The organism is Amycolatopsis sp. NPDC034160 (genome assembly GCF_055575355.1).
Genome location: NZ_JBVISU010000011.1, coordinates 129,152 through 144,301, shown reverse-complemented (window position 1 = coordinate 144,301; position 15,150 = coordinate 129,152). Strand labels below are relative to the sequence as shown.

General features: G+C 70.7%; 14 protein-coding genes. 5 read left to right on the top strand and 9 right to left on the bottom strand.

Going from position 1 to position 15,150, the window contains the following annotated elements:
* Nucleotides 1-131: 131 nt before the first annotated feature.
* The 5 genes from ACZ54P_RS22530 to ACZ54P_RS22510 are packed head-to-tail and all read right to left on the bottom strand — an operon-like array spanning nucleotide 132 to nucleotide 4,550.
* Entirely contained in the window at nucleotides 132-1,898 is a 1,767-nt protein-coding gene (locus ACZ54P_RS22530) for an ABC transporter ATP-binding protein (RefSeq protein ID WP_465463518.1), read from the bottom strand.
* A complete protein-coding gene (locus tag ACZ54P_RS22525; protein ID WP_465463517.1) occupies nucleotides 1,895-2,326 on the bottom strand; it encodes a lasso peptide biosynthesis B2 protein in 432 nt (143 codons plus the stop codon). Before ACZ54P_RS22525 ends, ACZ54P_RS22530 begins: the two co-directional genes overlap by 4 nt.
* The gene (locus ACZ54P_RS22520) at nucleotides 2,323-2,580 is read right to left on the bottom strand and encodes a lasso peptide biosynthesis PqqD family chaperone (protein WP_219153351.1); all 258 of its coding nucleotides are present in this window, start codon (nucleotides 2,578-2,580) and stop codon (nucleotides 2,323-2,325) included. Before ACZ54P_RS22520 ends, ACZ54P_RS22525 begins: the two co-directional genes overlap by 4 nt.
* On the bottom strand, nucleotides 2,577-4,421 hold the full coding sequence (locus ACZ54P_RS22515) for a lasso peptide isopeptide bond-forming cyclase (RefSeq protein ID WP_465463516.1): 1,845 nt from the start codon (nucleotides 4,419-4,421) through the stop codon (nucleotides 2,577-2,579). Before ACZ54P_RS22515 ends, ACZ54P_RS22520 begins: the two co-directional genes overlap by 4 nt.
* A gap of 21 nt (nucleotides 4,422-4,442) precedes the next feature.
* Complete coding sequence (locus ACZ54P_RS22510) at nucleotides 4,443-4,550, bottom strand: keywimysin-related RiPP (protein WP_465463515.1); 108 nt, start codon at nucleotides 4,548-4,550, stop codon at nucleotides 4,443-4,445.
* A gap of 246 nt (nucleotides 4,551-4,796) precedes the next feature.
* Between ACZ54P_RS22510 and ACZ54P_RS22505 the strand changes: the two genes are divergently transcribed.
* Together ACZ54P_RS22505 and ACZ54P_RS22500 are read left to right on the top strand one after the other, a co-directional pair.
* Entirely contained in the window at nucleotides 4,797-5,909 is a 1,113-nt protein-coding gene (locus ACZ54P_RS22505) for an alpha/beta hydrolase family protein (RefSeq protein ID WP_465463514.1), read from the top strand.
* A gap of 42 nt (nucleotides 5,910-5,951) precedes the next feature.
* Nucleotides 5,952-6,143, top strand: a complete 192-nt coding sequence (locus ACZ54P_RS22500; RefSeq protein WP_465463513.1) for a hypothetical protein — start codon at nucleotides 5,952-5,954, stop codon at nucleotides 6,141-6,143.
* Here ACZ54P_RS22500 and ACZ54P_RS22495 read toward each other — a convergent pair.
* The 3 genes from ACZ54P_RS22495 to ACZ54P_RS22485 are packed head-to-tail and all read right to left on the bottom strand — an operon-like array spanning nucleotide 6,136 to nucleotide 10,909.
* Nucleotides 6,136-8,829 (bottom strand): bifunctional acetate--CoA ligase family protein/GNAT family N-acetyltransferase, encoded by a 2,694-nt coding sequence (locus tag ACZ54P_RS22495; protein WP_465463512.1) that lies wholly within the window; start codon nucleotides 8,827-8,829, stop codon nucleotides 6,136-6,138. The two genes, ACZ54P_RS22500 and ACZ54P_RS22495, sit on opposite strands and share 8 nt — an antisense overlap.
* Before the next feature lie 2 nt (nucleotides 8,830-8,831).
* Complete coding sequence (locus tag ACZ54P_RS22490; protein WP_465463511.1) at nucleotides 8,832-10,004, bottom strand: acetoin utilization protein AcuC; 1,173 nt, start codon at nucleotides 10,002-10,004, stop codon at nucleotides 8,832-8,834.
* 56 nt (nucleotides 10,005-10,060) lie between these two features.
* A complete protein-coding gene (locus tag ACZ54P_RS22485) occupies nucleotides 10,061-10,909 on the bottom strand; it encodes a sulfurtransferase (protein ID WP_465463510.1) in 849 nt (282 codons plus the stop codon).
* A gap of 108 nt (nucleotides 10,910-11,017) precedes the next feature.
* On the opposite strand from ACZ54P_RS22485, the gene ACZ54P_RS22480 reads away from it, so the two are divergent.
* The 3 genes from ACZ54P_RS22480 (at nucleotide 11,018) to galE (ending at nucleotide 13,989) form a co-directional block, all read left to right on the top strand.
* Nucleotides 11,018-11,737 (top strand): metal-dependent transcriptional regulator, encoded by a 720-nt coding sequence (locus ACZ54P_RS22480; RefSeq protein ID WP_081736173.1) that lies wholly within the window; start codon nucleotides 11,018-11,020, stop codon nucleotides 11,735-11,737.
* Entirely contained in the window at nucleotides 11,734-12,915 is a 1,182-nt protein-coding gene (gene galK / locus ACZ54P_RS22475; protein WP_465463509.1) for a galactokinase, read from the top strand. The genes ACZ54P_RS22480 and galK overlap by 4 nt, the downstream gene beginning before the upstream one ends.
* Before the next feature lie 114 nt (nucleotides 12,916-13,029).
* A complete protein-coding gene (galE, locus tag ACZ54P_RS22470) occupies nucleotides 13,030-13,989 on the top strand; it encodes a UDP-glucose 4-epimerase GalE (RefSeq protein WP_465463647.1) in 960 nt (319 codons plus the stop codon).
* Here the strand turns inward: galE and ACZ54P_RS22465 are convergent.
* Nucleotides 13,958-15,025 carry a DUF4192 domain-containing protein gene (locus ACZ54P_RS22465; protein WP_465463508.1) on the bottom strand — a complete coding sequence of 356 codons (1,068 nt, stop codon included), beginning with the start codon at nucleotides 15,023-15,025 and terminating at the stop codon, nucleotides 13,958-13,960. The genes galE and ACZ54P_RS22465 overlap by 32 nt on opposite strands.
* Nucleotides 15,026-15,150 lie beyond the last annotated feature (125 nt).

The following is a 15,150-nucleotide window of genomic DNA, read 5'->3' as shown; positions in this document are numbered from 1 at the left end:
GGTTGTAGATCATTTGAGCATCATCACCGGCCCATCCGAATAACCCATCCGACATCCCAGCGATCTATTCTCAAGAGCACTCGGAAGTCGCGACAGGGCCATCCGGGGGATGAGCTGACCACAATCGGGGATTATCCGGCGGAAGCCGCGTCGGCAGGTAGGCTTCCGGCAGACCGATCACCGGACAACTGATTCTCGACGAGCCGCCGGTACAGCGGGCAGGACGCGGTGAGCTCACTGTGCGTGCCGTCGCCGGCGACCCTGCCCCCGTCGAGCACCAATATCCGATCGGCCCGGCGGACGGTGGCCAGCCGGTGCGCGATGATCAGCAGTGCGCATTCGCGTCCGGCCCGCTCCAGCGCCGTGGTCAGGGCGGCCTCGTTGATTTGGTCGAGGTGCGCACTCGGTTCGTCGAGAAGCAGCAGGTCGGGCCGGGTGAGCAGGGCACGGGCGATGGCGACCCGCTGCCGCTCACCGCCGGAGAGCATGTTCCCGCGTTCACCGACCTGGGTGTCGAGCCCGTCGGGCAGACCGGCGACGAGCTCGGCCAGGTTGACCATTTCCAACACCCGCGCGACCTCCTCCGCGTCGGCGTCCGGTGCCCCGTACACGAGATTTTCTCGCAGCGTGCCATGCAGGATGGGCACGTTCTGGTCGACCAGCGCCAGCCGGGAACGGCAGTCGGAGAGTGACATTCCGGTCAGGTCGACGCCATTCAGCAACACCGCGCCGGAAAAGGGCTGGTAAAAATTCTCGGCCAGTGAGAAAACTGTCGACTTTCCCGCCCCGGACATTCCGACCATTGCCACGACCGTACGCGGTTCGACCCGGAACGAAACGCCGTCCAGCACCGTCCTTTTCCCGTAGGAGAATCGGACATCGCGAAATTCCAGCACCGGCGCGGACCGCCCGGCGAGTATCGGTGAAGAAGTCTGCGTGTCGCTTTCGACAGGCAAGAGAGAAGCCTCGTGCACCCGCTGCAGCGCGCCCATGCCGCGCTGGACGAGGCCGATTCCCTGAAGCAGGGAGATGAGCGGCACCACCAGATAGGTCGCGTACAACAGGAACGCCACCAGCGCGCCCAGCGAGGTCGCGTTCGCCGCCACCCGCGCCCCGCCGACGAGCAGCACCAGCAGCAGCGAGCCGCGGATGGCCAACTCGACGGCCGGGGTCATCACCGAGGTCAGCTTGGCCGCCTGCACTCCCGCGGCGAAGGCCGACTCCGCCCGCTCGCCGATCCTCCGCTCCTCTCGCGGTTCCGCCCGGTTGGCACGCACCATCCGGATCGCGCCCAGCGCGCGTTCGAGGTCCGCGGCCATCTCGCCGACGCCGCGTTGTGTCCGCTCGCCCGCCGCGCGGAGCCTGCCGAGCAACGCGAGCACCACGACGGCGGCGACCGACACCGTCGCCGCCACCAGGCCGAACAACACCGGGTCGAGCAGCAGCATCAGCACCGCCGTGCCGAGTCCGGTCAACCCGCCCGCGACGAGCTGGACCGACGCGGTCGACACCACGTCGCGCAGCACGGTGGTGTCGGCACTGAGCCGGGAGATCAGGTCACCGAGCCGATGGTCCTCGTAGGCGGGCATCCGCAGCCGCAGCAGGCGCGCGATCAGCCGTCTGCGCACGCTGAGCACCACGCGTTCACCCGACCGCTCCAGCATGAACAAGCCGAGCCCGTCCACGGCGGCCTGTACGAGGAAGAGCCCGGCTATGCCCGCGATGAACCACCAGGAAAGCGGTTGCGTGCCCACCGAGTCGATCCCGTACCGGACCAGCAACGGCTGGAGCATCCCCAGTCCGGAGGCCGACACGGTGAGCACGATGGCCAGCGTCAGCACCCCACGGTGGCCCGCGGTCAGCCTCAGCAGCTCCCGGAAGCCCGCCCGATCGCTCATCGGGCCTGATCCGGCGGCCCGACCGCGACCAGCCGCGCGAAATAGCCGGCCGATACTCCTTCGCCGACGGGCTGCCCGTCCACCTCGACCCAGGCGTGCGCACCAAACGGCGGCCGAACCCGGACGCCGGCACACCAAGTCGGCCAAGCACCGTGCGACCTGCACAGCAGCGTGACCGCCAGCGACCTGGGCAGGCAGCCTTTCGGGCCGAGGCAGGCGAGGCTGACCGCGAGCACCGCCTCCCTCGCGGCCTCCGCCTGCTCGCGGGTGGCCGGCCGGGCGCCGCGGCGGAGTACGCCGAAGACCGTCCGGATCCGGTGTGGCGGCAGCATCGCGATCAGCCTGGCCGCGGCGACCGCGAGCCGCGCGGCGAGCCGCCGCGTGAACGGCAGCGACCGCGACCTGCTGAGCGCGCTCGGGGTGGTCACGACGTCACCAGGCCCGCCGCGCGCAGCCCCTCCACCAGCGCGGTCACGTCCTGCTCGGCACGCTCACGCGAGACGTCGTACTCCTCGATGAGCGCGCCGGCCGCCTCTTCGCTGTCACCACCTTCGAGCAGCGTCCGCACGACGATCCGGCCACTCGGGTTGAGCTGGAAATACCGGCCCTTGCGCTCGTCGAGCAGCACGGACCCATAGTCGGTGTCCACAATGGACACGTTGGGGCGGAAGGCGAGGCTCATTTCTCCTCCAGAGAGAGCAAGGGCTTCGAGAGCGTGCGCAACCAGACCTCGCAGCCGATGGTCGGATACAGGATGCCGTCGCGAAGCTCCGGCGTTTCGGGCCGCGACGCCAAGGCACTCAACCGGTTCCGGTCGACGAGGCCGAGCTCGGCCAGCCGTGAGTCCGCCCACAGCGCACGCAGGTCGCCCCGGCTGGCCCGCAACCCCGCCGCGGCGTCCATCGACGCCTGCGCCTTGCTGGTGCGGGCCAGGCATTCGCCGGGCACCACGCCACGCATGGCTTCGGTGAGCACCGGTTTGTACGCCCACGGCGTCACGCGGTCGTCCGGCCTGATCGACAGGCAGGCCTCGATCACCCGGTCGTCGAGGAAGGGCGACTGGATCGGCAACCCGGCCCGCGCGCTCATCTGCTCCCATTGCCGGATGATCCGCGTGCAGGACAGGATCTGCTCCAGGTCCGCGTGCTCGCCCCTGGTCTCACCGAGCGGCTCCGCGGTGAGCGCCGCGTCGCGGATCGCCGCGCTCGCCAGCTCTTCCGCCTCCGGCGTCGCCCAGTCGAACAACCGGGGCGGCGTGCTCCAGCCCAGCGCGGCGGTCACCGGTGCGGTCTTCGCCGCGCGGACATCGGCCGCGGTGTCCGAGAGCCACCGGCGGTACGAACGGGAATCGGCGAGCACGCGCACCATGCCACCGAGCGGCCAGGTGAACAAGGCACGGAAACCCCGTAGCGCGCCCAGTGCGAACAACGGGCGACGCCGCAGGATCGAGTGATAGTGCGCTTCGGAGCACCAGGCGACGTGATCGCCGCCGATGCCGGTCAGCCGGACCCTGCTGCCCTTGGCCCCCAGCGGCGCCAGATCACTCAGCAGCCTTGCCCTGTCCATCATCCCGATAGTCGGCTCGTCGAGCGGATCGTCGATTTCGAGCAGGCCCGCATAGACCAGCGGAGACGCGGCGACGTCCCACACCACATGCTCGACCTCGGGCAGATGCGCCGCCGCGCGCCTCGCCCAGGCGAGGTCGTCGTCGGCCGGATCCAGCCCCGGCCAGGTGCTCGCCACGATCTTCGCGCCACCTCGGGCGGCGAGGAAGGTCACCGAGGTCGAATCCAGGCCACCGGAAAGGTCGCAGGCGACCACGCCACCGGCGGCCGTGCGCGCGTCCACCGCGGTGGTGAGCGCTTCCCGCACCAGCGGCGCGCCTTCCGCGAGCGAGCGTTCCGGACGCGGCGGATCCCACCACCGCACCGTGCGGGCGGCGACGCCGTCCGGCGCGAGCACCAGCGCGCTGCCCGGCTCCACCCCGTGTACCCCGCGCCACATCGGCTTGTGCAGCAACGGATGCGGGACCGGGAACAGCAGCCGGACCGCGAGCATCCGCTCGTCGATGTCCGCGCCCGCCGCGTGGGCGAGGATGTCCGCGCGGTCGGCCGCGATCACCACGCCGCCGATCCGGGTGTGGTGGACCAGCCGCAGCCCGGACGCGGTGCCCTGCACCCGGCAGTGCCCGTCCACCGAGGCCACCAGGTGGAAGCTGCCCGGCAGTTTCGCCGCCAGCGCGTCGAGCCCGCCAAGATCGCGCAGCCGCGCGGCCGCGATGGTCAGCTCCTTCTCGGTGACTGGGCAGCAACCGATCACCGCCAGCCTGGTCCGCCCCGCCGAAGCCACGACGATCCCGTTGTCCGGCCATCGGCCGGTCAGCCACGGCCGCCCCGACGCGTGGGCGAGCGTCCGGGACCCAGGTGCGTGCAACCGCGGGGCCACGGCGAGGGCGGATTCGTGGTCGGGAAAGACCGCGAAGTACTCCTCGCCGTGACCCAGCGTGTCAGCGATTCGACGCATCGACGCAGACGGTCAGCGCGTTCAGTTCTTGCTGAAGATCAGCCGGTCGTTGCCGTTCCTGGAGAGCAGGCCGGTGACCTCTTCGAACTCGCCGGCCTCGATCAGCATGGGGGTCTCGTATTCCTTCATGGCATTTACCTCTCGTCGGTTTTCCTTCGGTCCGGGCGTGCACGTCCCATCACCGAACGTAACAAGGGGTTCGCCGGTTCTACAGCGAACGAAGCTTCCGGAACAGGCAACTGCCACAAGCGGCATTCGAACTGCGAAGTCAGCTGAGCAACGAGGTGACCCCTGGTCCGCCGGGACCGATCCCAGGGTCGGGACCGGTGATCTTCCCGATGTCCCGGCCCCGGCCCGTTTTCTACGTTCGGTGCCATGAACCGAACCCCGCGCCGGATCGGCGTACTCGCCACCGCGCTCGCTCTCCCCGCCGTCCTCCTCGCGCCGTCCGCGTCGGCGGCGCCCGTCCGCCTGAGCCTTCCCTCGCCGACCGGTCCGTACGCGGTCGGCAGCACCGATCTCCACCTGATCGACCACGCTCGCCAGGACCCGTGGGTTCCCGGGACCACCCGGGAACTGATGATCACCGTGCGCTACCCGGCTTTGCCGAGCGGAAAGCCGAAAGCGCCGTACATGGCGCCGGGTGTCGCGAAGGTGGTGGCCGACGGCGACGCCGTCAAACTGGGCATGACGGCGGAACAACTCGACTATCGCTTCCCCACCCACGCCCGGACCGACGGGCCCGCGATCGGGGGCACGCGGCCGGTCGTGCTCTATTCGCCCGGGGGCACGCTGTCGCGCTCTCACGGCACCACGCAGCTGGAACAGCTCGCCAGCGAGGGCTACCTCGTCGTGGCCATCGACCACACCTACGAAGCCGAAGCGGTGGAGTTCCCCGATGGGCGCGTCGCGAAGAAAGCCTTACCGCCGTCGAGCATCGAGGTTTCGCAACGCGTGATCGAGACCCGCGTACAGGACACCCGGTTCGTCCTCGACTCGTTGAAACGACTCGGCTTCGACCTGTCCCGCGTCGGCATGTTCGGGCACTCCGCCGGTGGGTTCACCGCGGGCGAGACGATGGTGACCGACCGGCGGATCGACGCGGGGGCGAATCTGGACGGCAGCATGGCCTATTCGCAGTCACAGCGGCTCTTCGGCCGCGTCGCCGACGAAGGACTGGACCGGCCGTTCCTGCTGATGAGCGCGGGCGACCACAGCGCCGCGTCGGACGCGTCCTGGCAGGAATTCCTGCGTAACCAGCGCGGCTGGACCCGCGAAACGCGGCTGCCGGAAGGTGAGCACTTCAGTTTCACCGACTACCAAACCCTGTTGCCGCAGCTGGGTAACGCTCCGACCGCGTTCGTCGGCACCATCGACCCGGCGCGGAGCGTCGCCACGCAGCGCGCTCGGCTCTCGGCGTTCTTCGGCAAAACGCTTCGTCACCGAAGCAGCGAAACGACCAGTGTGTCCTTGAGCCAGGCTTCGTAGTCGTCGTGACTCCACCCGGCCTCGGTGACGAGGCCGGTGTGGGTGGACGGGCTCTACCCGCTATCGATCGACGCGCGGCCCGGCGAGGACTGGCTGGCCGGACGCGCCCGTCTGAGCGGGCTGCTGGGCATCGACGCCACGGTGGGCAAGACCGTCACGGCGGCGTTCGGGATTCTCGCGCCACTCGCGACGAGTGTGCTCAGCGTGGCTCCCCCCCCCCCCGGGCTCAAGTAGGGGCGTTGATCGGCCGCAACCGCCTCGGCCCGGTGTCGGGGCGGGTCGGCGGCGGACCGAGCACGATCCGGGCGTTGGCGACGAACGCGCCGTCCGGCGAGGCCAGGATCGGGTCGAGCGTCATCGAACGGACCTCGGGGTTGTCCTCGGCGAGCGCGGCGACGCGCAGCACGATGTCCTGCAACGCGGCCAGGTCCGCCGGTTCGTCGCCCCGGTAGCCGGTGAGCAGCGGTGACGTCCGCGGTTCACGCAGCAGCGTGGCGGCGTCGACGTCGGTGAGCGGGACGGCGCGGTAGGCCCGGTCCCCCAGCAGCGTGCTGACCAGCCCGGACAGGCCGAACGACACCAGCGTGCCGAACGACGGATCGTCCTGCAGGCCGATCACGCAGGACAGGCCCTTGGGCGCCATCCGCTGGACGTAGACGTCATCGTCGCCGGAGGTGTCCCGCAGGTCGAGGTACGCCCGGCGTACTCCGTCCACAGAGGACAGATCGAGCCGCACGCCGGCGAGGTCCGGCCTGCCGCGGAACCGCTCGTCGACCGCCTTGAGGGTGACCGGGAAACCCAGCTCTTCGGCCGCTCGCACCGCTTCTTCCACGGACGTCACGACCCGGAACGGGACGACGTCGATGCCGTAACAACCCAGAAGCCGGACCACGTCTTCGTCGGAGAGCAGCGTCGTCTTGCCGTCCTCGCCCGCCAGCAGTTCGGTGACGATCACCTGAGCCTGCTCGGCGTGCAGCCCCGACGGCCGCATCAGGTTGCCCTGCGGCCGCTGACGCCAGGCGGCGTACCGCACGACGCGGGCGAGCGCGTTCACCGCGCGCTCGGGGCTGGGATAGGACGGGACCGAACCCCGCGTCGGCACGCCGTCCTCGGACAGCACGGCCAGTTCGTCCGGCACGCCCTCGACGGCGAGGAAGGTCGACACGATCGGCTTGTTCTCGTGCATCTCGACGACGGCCTCCCGCAGCGCGCGGGCGTACGCGGTGCCGGGGATGGCCAGAGGTGGCACGAAGACCACGACGAGCGCGTCGGTTTCCGGGGAGTTGAGGGCTTCGCGCACGGCAGAGGCGAACTCCTCCGGGCTCGCCTGCGGCCCGACGTCGACCGGATCCGAGGCCAGCCGCAGCCCCTGCGCCCGCGCGGTGTCGGCGGCCAGCAACCCGATCGCGCTGGAGTTGCCCACGATGCCGACCCGCGGCCCGGCAGGCAACGGCTGATGGGCGAAGACCAGGGCGGTGTCGAAGAGTTGCGCGAGCGTGTCGACGCGGACGACCCCGGCCTGCTCGAACAGGGCCTGCACGCTGGACTCGTCGACCTCGGCCGAGGTCGCGGCGAGTTGCGGGCGGACCGCGTGCCTGCCGGATTTCACCGCCACCACCGGTTTCGTCCGCGCCAGCCGCCGCGCGAGACGCGCGAACTTGCGCGGGTTGCCGAACGATTCCAGGTACAGCAGGACGAGGTCGGTCGCCGGATCGGTCTCCCAGTACTGCAACAGGTCGTTGCCGGAGACGTCGGCCCGGTTGCCCGCCGAGACGAAGGTCGAGAGCCCGAGTCCACGCGCTTCGGCGTCGGCGAGGATCGCGGTGCCGAGCGCGCCGGACTGGCAGAAGAACCCGGTGCGGCCGCGGGCGGGCAGCCGCGGCGCGAGGGTGGCGTTGAGCCGGACCGAGACGTCGGTGTTGAGCACGCCCAGCGCGTTCGGGCCGACCACGCGCATGCCGTGCGCCCTGGCCTCCCCGACCAGCCGCAGTTCGGCGTGCAGCCCGTGCGGGCCGGCCTCGGCGAATCCGCCCGAGACGATCAGGAGGGTCTTGACCCCCTTGGCCAGCGCACCGTCCAAAACGGACTCGACGGCTTCGGCGGGCACCGCCACCAGCGCGAGGTCGACGTCCTCGGGAATGTCCACAACGGACGGATAGGCACGCACACCGCGGACGGACTTGTGCTCCGGGTTGACCGGGTAGACGGTGCCGGCGAAGTCGGCGCTCAGCAGGTTGGTGAGGGCGACGTACCCGATCTTCGTCGGATCGGTGGACGCGCCGATCACCGCGACCGACTTCGGGTGCAGCAGGTTGTGCACGCTGCGCGCCTCGGCGGCCTGTTCCCTGGCGCGGGCGACCGCGAGCGACTCCTCTGTCGGGTCGATGTCGAACTCGAGGTGCAGTACGCCTTCCTCGATCTCGCGGCTGACCTGGTACCCGGCGTCGCGGAACACCCGGACCATCCCCGCGTTCTCGGCGAGTACTTCGGCGACGAAGCGGCGCAAACCGCATTCCGAAGCGGCGGCGGCCAGATGCTCCAGCAGGATCGACCCGAGGCCGCGACCCTGATGGGCGTCGTCGACGACGAAAGCGACCTCGGCCGACGGTCCCTTGTCGAGCCGTTCGTAGCGGCCGACGGCCACGATGTCGTCGCCCAGCAGCGCGACGAAGGCCACCCTGTCGTGGTGGTCGACGACGGAGAACCGCTCGAGATCCCGCTGCGGGATCCGCGGATAGGCGCCGAAGTACCGGAAGTAGCGGGTGCGTTCGGACAACCGGCCGTGGAAGGCGACGAGCCCGTCGGCGTCGCTGGGGAGCACCGGTCGCAGGTGGACCGTGCCCCCGTCGGAGAGCAGGACGTCGGCCTCCCACTCGCGCGGGTAGTCGAAGGCGGCGAGCCTGGCGTCCTCAGTGGTCATGGTCAATCCCTCGGATCGTCCGGATCGAGGCCGTGCAGCGGGAAGATCGCGCGGCGGGTGTCACGGATGGCGATGTCGACCGGCTCGTCCGCCCCGTCTCCCCACGGGACGAACCCGGTTTCCCGGTCGTCGGACATCCGGGGCGGGATCTCGGCGTTCGGCGCCGCCCTGGAGATCGACGCTACCCAGTTCGGCGGCAGCGACGTCGCCGGGTCGACGTCGCGATCGAGCACGGTGGCGAGCAGATGGGTCCACGACCGCGGCACCACCCGGATCAGCTGGTAGCCACCGCCACCCACGGCGAGCCAGCGGCCACCGGCGTACGCCTCGGACAGCTCGCGAAGCCGTCGGTAAATGGCGCGATGGCCGTCCACCGAGAGCGAGAGGTCCGCCAGCGGGTCTTCTTCGTGGGAGTCGACACCGCATTGGGTGACGAGGATCTGCGGGCGGAAGTGCTCCAGCAGCGACGGCACCACCGCGTCGAACGCCCGCAGCCAGCCACCGTCGCGGGTACCGGGCGGCAGCGGCAGGTTGACCGCGGTGCCCTCGGCGCCGTCCTTGCCGGTCTCCGCCGAGTACCCCGTGCCCGGCCACAGCGTGAACGGATGCTGGTGCAGGGAAACGGTCAGCACCCGGGGGTCGCCGTAGAACGCCGCCTGCACCCCGTCGCCGTGATGGACGTCGGTGTCGACGTAGGCGATGCGGTCGAAACCATGGTCCAGCAGCCACGAGATCGCCACCGAGCAGTCGTTGTAGACGCAGAAGCCCGACGCCCTGTCCGGCATCGCGTGGTGCAGCCCGCCCGCGATGTTCACCGCCCGGGTCACCTCACCGTCGGCGATCTTGCGCGCGGCCAGCAGCGTCGAGCCGACGACCAGCGCCGAGGCCTCGTGCATGCCGGTGAACACCGGGTTGTCCTCGGTGCCGAGCCCGTGCGCGAAATCCGCGCCGGTCATCGGCGCCTGCCGGACCGACTCGATGTACTCGCCGATATGGACGCGGCGGAGTTCGTCGTCCCCGGCGGGACCGGGGACGAGCAGTTCGACGCCGTCGAGCACGCCTAGTTCGGTGGCGAGCCGGATGGTCAGTTCGAGCCGCACCGGATTGAACGGATGCTCGCCGCCGAGGTCGTAACCCAGCAGCGAGGAGTCCCATACGACGGCCGGTGCTCGCATGGTGCGAACTCTAGTGCCCGAAAGCGGCTCATGCCCCGCGCCGGACCGGCCGCGGGTCAGCCCGGCAGGTCTCCGGTGGCGATCGGGCGCTCCGGATCACGGGACCAGTGCGACCACGAACCCGCGTACAGCGCCGCGGGCTCCGGGTGACCGGCGACCTCGAGCGCGAGGACGACGGACGAGGCGGTGACGCCCGATCCACAGTAGACACCGACCGGGGTCTCCGGCGTCACGCCGAGCCCTTCGAACCGCTCGGCCAGTTCCGAGGCGTCTCGCCAGCGGCCGTCCTCCGCGAGATGTCCGGAGAAGGGCGCGTTGACCGCGCCCGGGATGTGCCCGGCGCGCGGGTCGACCGGCTCGGTCTCCCCCGTGTACCGCTGCTTGGCCCTGGCGTCGAAGAGCAGCCCCTCCCTGGCGAGCGCGGCGGCCTCGGCGGCGTTCAGCACCGGCATGCCGCCGGGCTTCACGACGATGTCACCCTCCTCCGGCACCGGGACCTCGTCCGTGACCGGCCGTTCTTCCTCGGTCCAGGCGGCGAACCCGCCGTCGAGCACGGCGACCTCGGTGTGCCCTACCCAGCGCAGCAGCCACCACGCCCGGGCGGCGACCGAACCGTCGGAGTCGTCGTAGACCACGACCGGGTGACCGTCGCGGACCCCGGCCGCCCGCAGATGCCGCTGCAGCGTCTCCGGCTCCGGCAGCGGATGACGGCCGCCGTCACCCGGCTCCCCGGCGAGCGCGGTGTCGAGATCCACGTACACCGCGCCCGGGAGATGTGCCTCACGGTAGGAATCGGCGCCCGGCGGGCCGGTGAGCCGCCAGCGGACGTCGAGGACTACGGAGCGTGCCGGCTCCGGCCCGGAAAGCCGCACGACGAGTTCGCTGGTGGTGATCATGGGACGCATGGGCCCATCTTCCCGCGCCTCCTGGCTTCATTACCAGCTTGGGGGACTTTTCCCGCCACGGGGCTTGTTGTCCCCACGCCTGCGTCGCTGTCGGTGCCAGCGACTACGATGAGCAACGCGGACGAAGGGGACAGCGTGAACGATCTCATCGACACCACAGAGATGTACTTGCGTACGATCTACGAGCTCGAAGAAGAGGGTGTCGTCCCGCTGCGGGCCCGGATCGCGGAGCGGCTGCAGCAGAGCGGCCCCACCGTGAGCCAGACCGTCGCCAGGATGGAACGTGACGGGCTGGTCGTCGTCGCCGACGACAGGCATCTGCAGCTGACCGAACACGGTCGCGAGCTCGCCATCGCGGTCATGCGCAAGCACCGGCTGGCCGAGCGCCTCCTGGTCGATGTGATCGGTCTCGAGTGGGAGCACGTCCACAACGAGGCCTGCCGCTGGGAACACGTGATGAGCGAGGCCGTCGAGCGCAAGCTGGTCAAGCTGCTCGATCACCCCACCACGTCCCCCTACGGCAACCCGATCCCGGGACTGGACAAGCTCGGCGACGGTGATCCCGCCCCGCCTGCCGAGGCCGATCTGGTGCGGCTCGACGAGTTCGCCCGCACGGGTGGCGGCGAGGTCGAGATCCGGCGCATCGCCGAACACGTGCAGCTCGACGAGCTGTTGATGACCGAACTCAAGTCGGTCGGCATCGTGCCCGGCGGCCGGGTCAAGGTCGGCAAGGCCGCGCCCGGCGGAACCATCGAGGTCACCGGCGGCGACAACACCGCCCAGGTTCCCGTTTCGGCGTTGCACGCCGTGCTGGCGCAGGCAAGGTGAGCGCCGCGTCCGACGCCGCGGCGACCTTCCGAGCCCTCCACGACCGGGCTCCGGCCGGAGTCTGGTCCGCGCCCGGCCGAGTGAACCTGATCGGGGAGCACACCGACTACAACGACGGCTTCGTGCTGCCGTTCGCCCTCCCGCACCGGCTCGCCGCCGCGGCGAGCCCGCGCGAGGACGGCGTGCTGACCGTGGCCACCCTCGGTTCGGACGGCCGCGTCCAGCAATCAGGGCCGCTCACCATCGCCGAGCTGCGGCCCGGCGCGATCGAGGGGTGGGCCGCGTACCCGGCCGGAGTCGCCTGGGTCCTGCGGGACCAGGGGCTCGGCAGCGGCGCGGACCTGGTGATCGCGGGAGACGTACCCTCCGGCGCCGGACTGTCCTCGTCCCACGCGCTCGAATGCGCCGTCGCGCTCGCTCTCCTGGGGTTGGCAGGCATCACCCCGGCCACCGGCGCCGGTTCGCCGACCCTGCACGAGGTGGCCCGCTGGGTGCAGCGTTCGGAGAACGACTTCGTCGGGGCGCCGACCGGTCTGCTCGACCAGACGGCTTCCTTGTGCTGCACGGAATCGAACGTGCTGTTCCTCGACGTCCGCTCCGGTGAGCTGGAGCAGGTGCCGTTCCCGCTGGAGGAATCCGGCGTCCGGATCCTGATCATGGACACCCGCACGAAGCACTCGCACGCCGAAGGCGGTTACGGCGAACGCCGCCGGGGCTGTGAGCGCGCGGCGGAACTGCTCGAAGTGAAGGCGCTGCGGGACATCGATGTCGACGGGCTGGACGCCGCGCTCGCCAAGCTGCCGGACGAACTGGTGCCCCTGGTGCGGCACGTGGTGACGGAGAACCAGCGGGTGCTCGACACCGTGGGCCTGCTGCGTGACGGCCGGATCACCGAGATCGGCCCGCAGCTGGACGCCTCGCACGTCAGCATGCGCGACGACTACCGGATCTCCACCCGTGAACTCGACCTCGCCGTCGCTTCGGCCCGTGAAGCCGGGGCGCTCGGGGCGCGGATGACCGGCGGTGGCTTCGGCGGTTCGGCGATCGCACTGGTCCGAGAGTCCGATGTGGACACTGTGGGGCGAGCGGTGAAGGCCGCGTACGAGGCGGCGGATCTGCGTCACCCCAGGCTGTTCACCGCGGTGCCGTCGCGCGGCGCCGGTCGCGACGAGCTGTAGCCGCGATACCCCCGGGCACGTCGGGTGCCCGGGGGCGTGGAGACTGTGGAGCGACCGCATCCGCAGCAGAAAGGCGCGAACGTGACCGACGAACCGACCAAGACCCTGAAGCTGATGGTGACGGGCGGAGCCGGTTATGTGGGCAGCGTCTGCGCGGCCCGCCTCATCGAGGCCGGGCACGACGTCACCGTGGTCGACGACCTCTCCACCGGGCACGCCGACGCGGTGCACCCGGACGCCACCTTCGTCGAGGGTGACGCCGCCGAGGTCGCGCGGCGCGTCCTCGGTGACGGCTTCGACGGTGTCCTCCACTTCGCCGCCAAGTCCCTGGTCGGCGAATCGATGGCGGATCCGGCGAAGTACTGGGAGGGCAACGTCCTGACCTCGCTTCGCCTGCTCGAGGCCATGCGCGACCACGGCACGAAGCGGCTGGTGTTCTCCTCCACCGCGGCCACTTACGGCGAGCCCGAGTCCTCCCCCATTCCCGAGTCGGCGCCGACCCAGCCGACGAACACCTACGGCGCGACGAAGCTGGCCATCGACCACGCGATCACGTCGTTTTCGCGCGCCCACGGCATCGCCGCGGCGAGCCTGCGCTACTTCAACGTCGCCGGCGCCTACGGCTCCTTCGGCGAGCGGCACGCCACTGAAACCCATTTGATCCCCCTCGTACTCCAGGTCGCCACCGGGGACCGCGAGCGGATCCAGATCTTCGGTGACGACTACCCCACCGCGGACGGCACCGCCATCCGCGACTACATCCACGTTGTCGATCTCGCCGACGCGCATCTGCTGGCCCTGCGCCACGTGGTCGACGGCGAGCACCGCATCTACAACCTCGGCAGCGGTACCGGTTTCTCCGTGCTCGAAGTGATCGAGGCGTGCCGCCGGGTCACCGGTCACGAGATCCCCGCCGCGGTCGCGCCGCGCCGGGCGGGCGACCCGTCGGTGCTGGTGGCCTCCAGCGCGCGGGCGGGCGACGAACTCGGCTGGAAGCCCGAGCGCACCGACCTCGACGGCATCGTGGCCGACGCCTGGGAGTTCACGCGGTCCCGCCGGACGGCTCGAGGCTGAGCACGTACCGCGGCCCTTCCTCCTGCTGCCGCAGGACGATCCCGGCCACTTCCGACGGAGCCAGCATCGAGTCCAGAGCGACTGTCAGCAGCCTGGCCAGTCCGTGTTCCGGATCGACTTCGCAGGCCCTGGCCAGCGCCATCCCGGCGACGGTCAGGTCGCCGCGGGCGTAGGCGGCGTGCGCCTTCAGGCACAGCGCCTCGGCGGATTCCGGTTCGGGTAACTCCCTGGCGAGGCGGAGCCAGAGATCTTCCGCGGCCCTCGCCAGTGGCGAATCCGCAGGAGCGGCGGTGAGCAGGCAGGCGCTCCGGACCTCGACGAGCGAAAGCGCCCAGGCCAGCCGGACGGCCTGATCGTCGGTGATCGTCCCGTCGCCACGCGCGACGCGGGCGAGCGCGGCGTTCACCTCGGCGAGCCCCGCCTCGACGACGGGCTCGTCCGTCCACGGCGGGTCGGCCAGCCTGTTCAAGAGGTCGGCACGCCGGGCGAGGGTTTCCGGCGGGCCGGCGTCGAATAGGTGCTCCAGCTCCTCCCTGCTCTCGCGGGTGATGTGGCCGTCGCTGGTGACGATCGCGGCGATCACCGACTCGCGAGGGTCGGGCAGGACGCCGCCGCAGGTCGTATCGCGGTAGCAGCCCCACGGCACGCCCGCGGCGATCCGCGGTACCCACAGCGGATGCAGCAAAGGGATGCCGAACTCGGCGAGCGAGGATTCCAGGCGCCGGACGAAGCGGCGGCGCGGTGGCCGCCCGGCCGGATTCAGGGTGCCACCGCCGATGACGGCCACGGTGGCGCCGGTGTGCGCGGTCGCGGAGAGCCGGGCCGCGAGATCGAACGCCTGGTCTTTCTCCAGGCCGGGCGGCGGGAGGTCCACGCGCAGCGTGAGGCCCTGCCGCTTGCGGTCCGGCCCTCGCTGCCCGAAGACGACGACGGAGTCCTCGGGATGGAAGCCGAGGATGTACGGGATCGCGGCGAGCAGGTCCGCCGGATCCTTCAGATCGACCTTGGTCCTGCCGGTCGGGGTGGTTGTGGTCATGCCCCCACCCTGCGGCGGGAATGGGGCCGCCGGGTGGGGGCATGGCAGATCTGTGGACAACCGGGAGCGTTGTGGACAACCGCCCCCGGGACCGGGCGCCGGGACGCCGATCCTGTCGGTGGGGT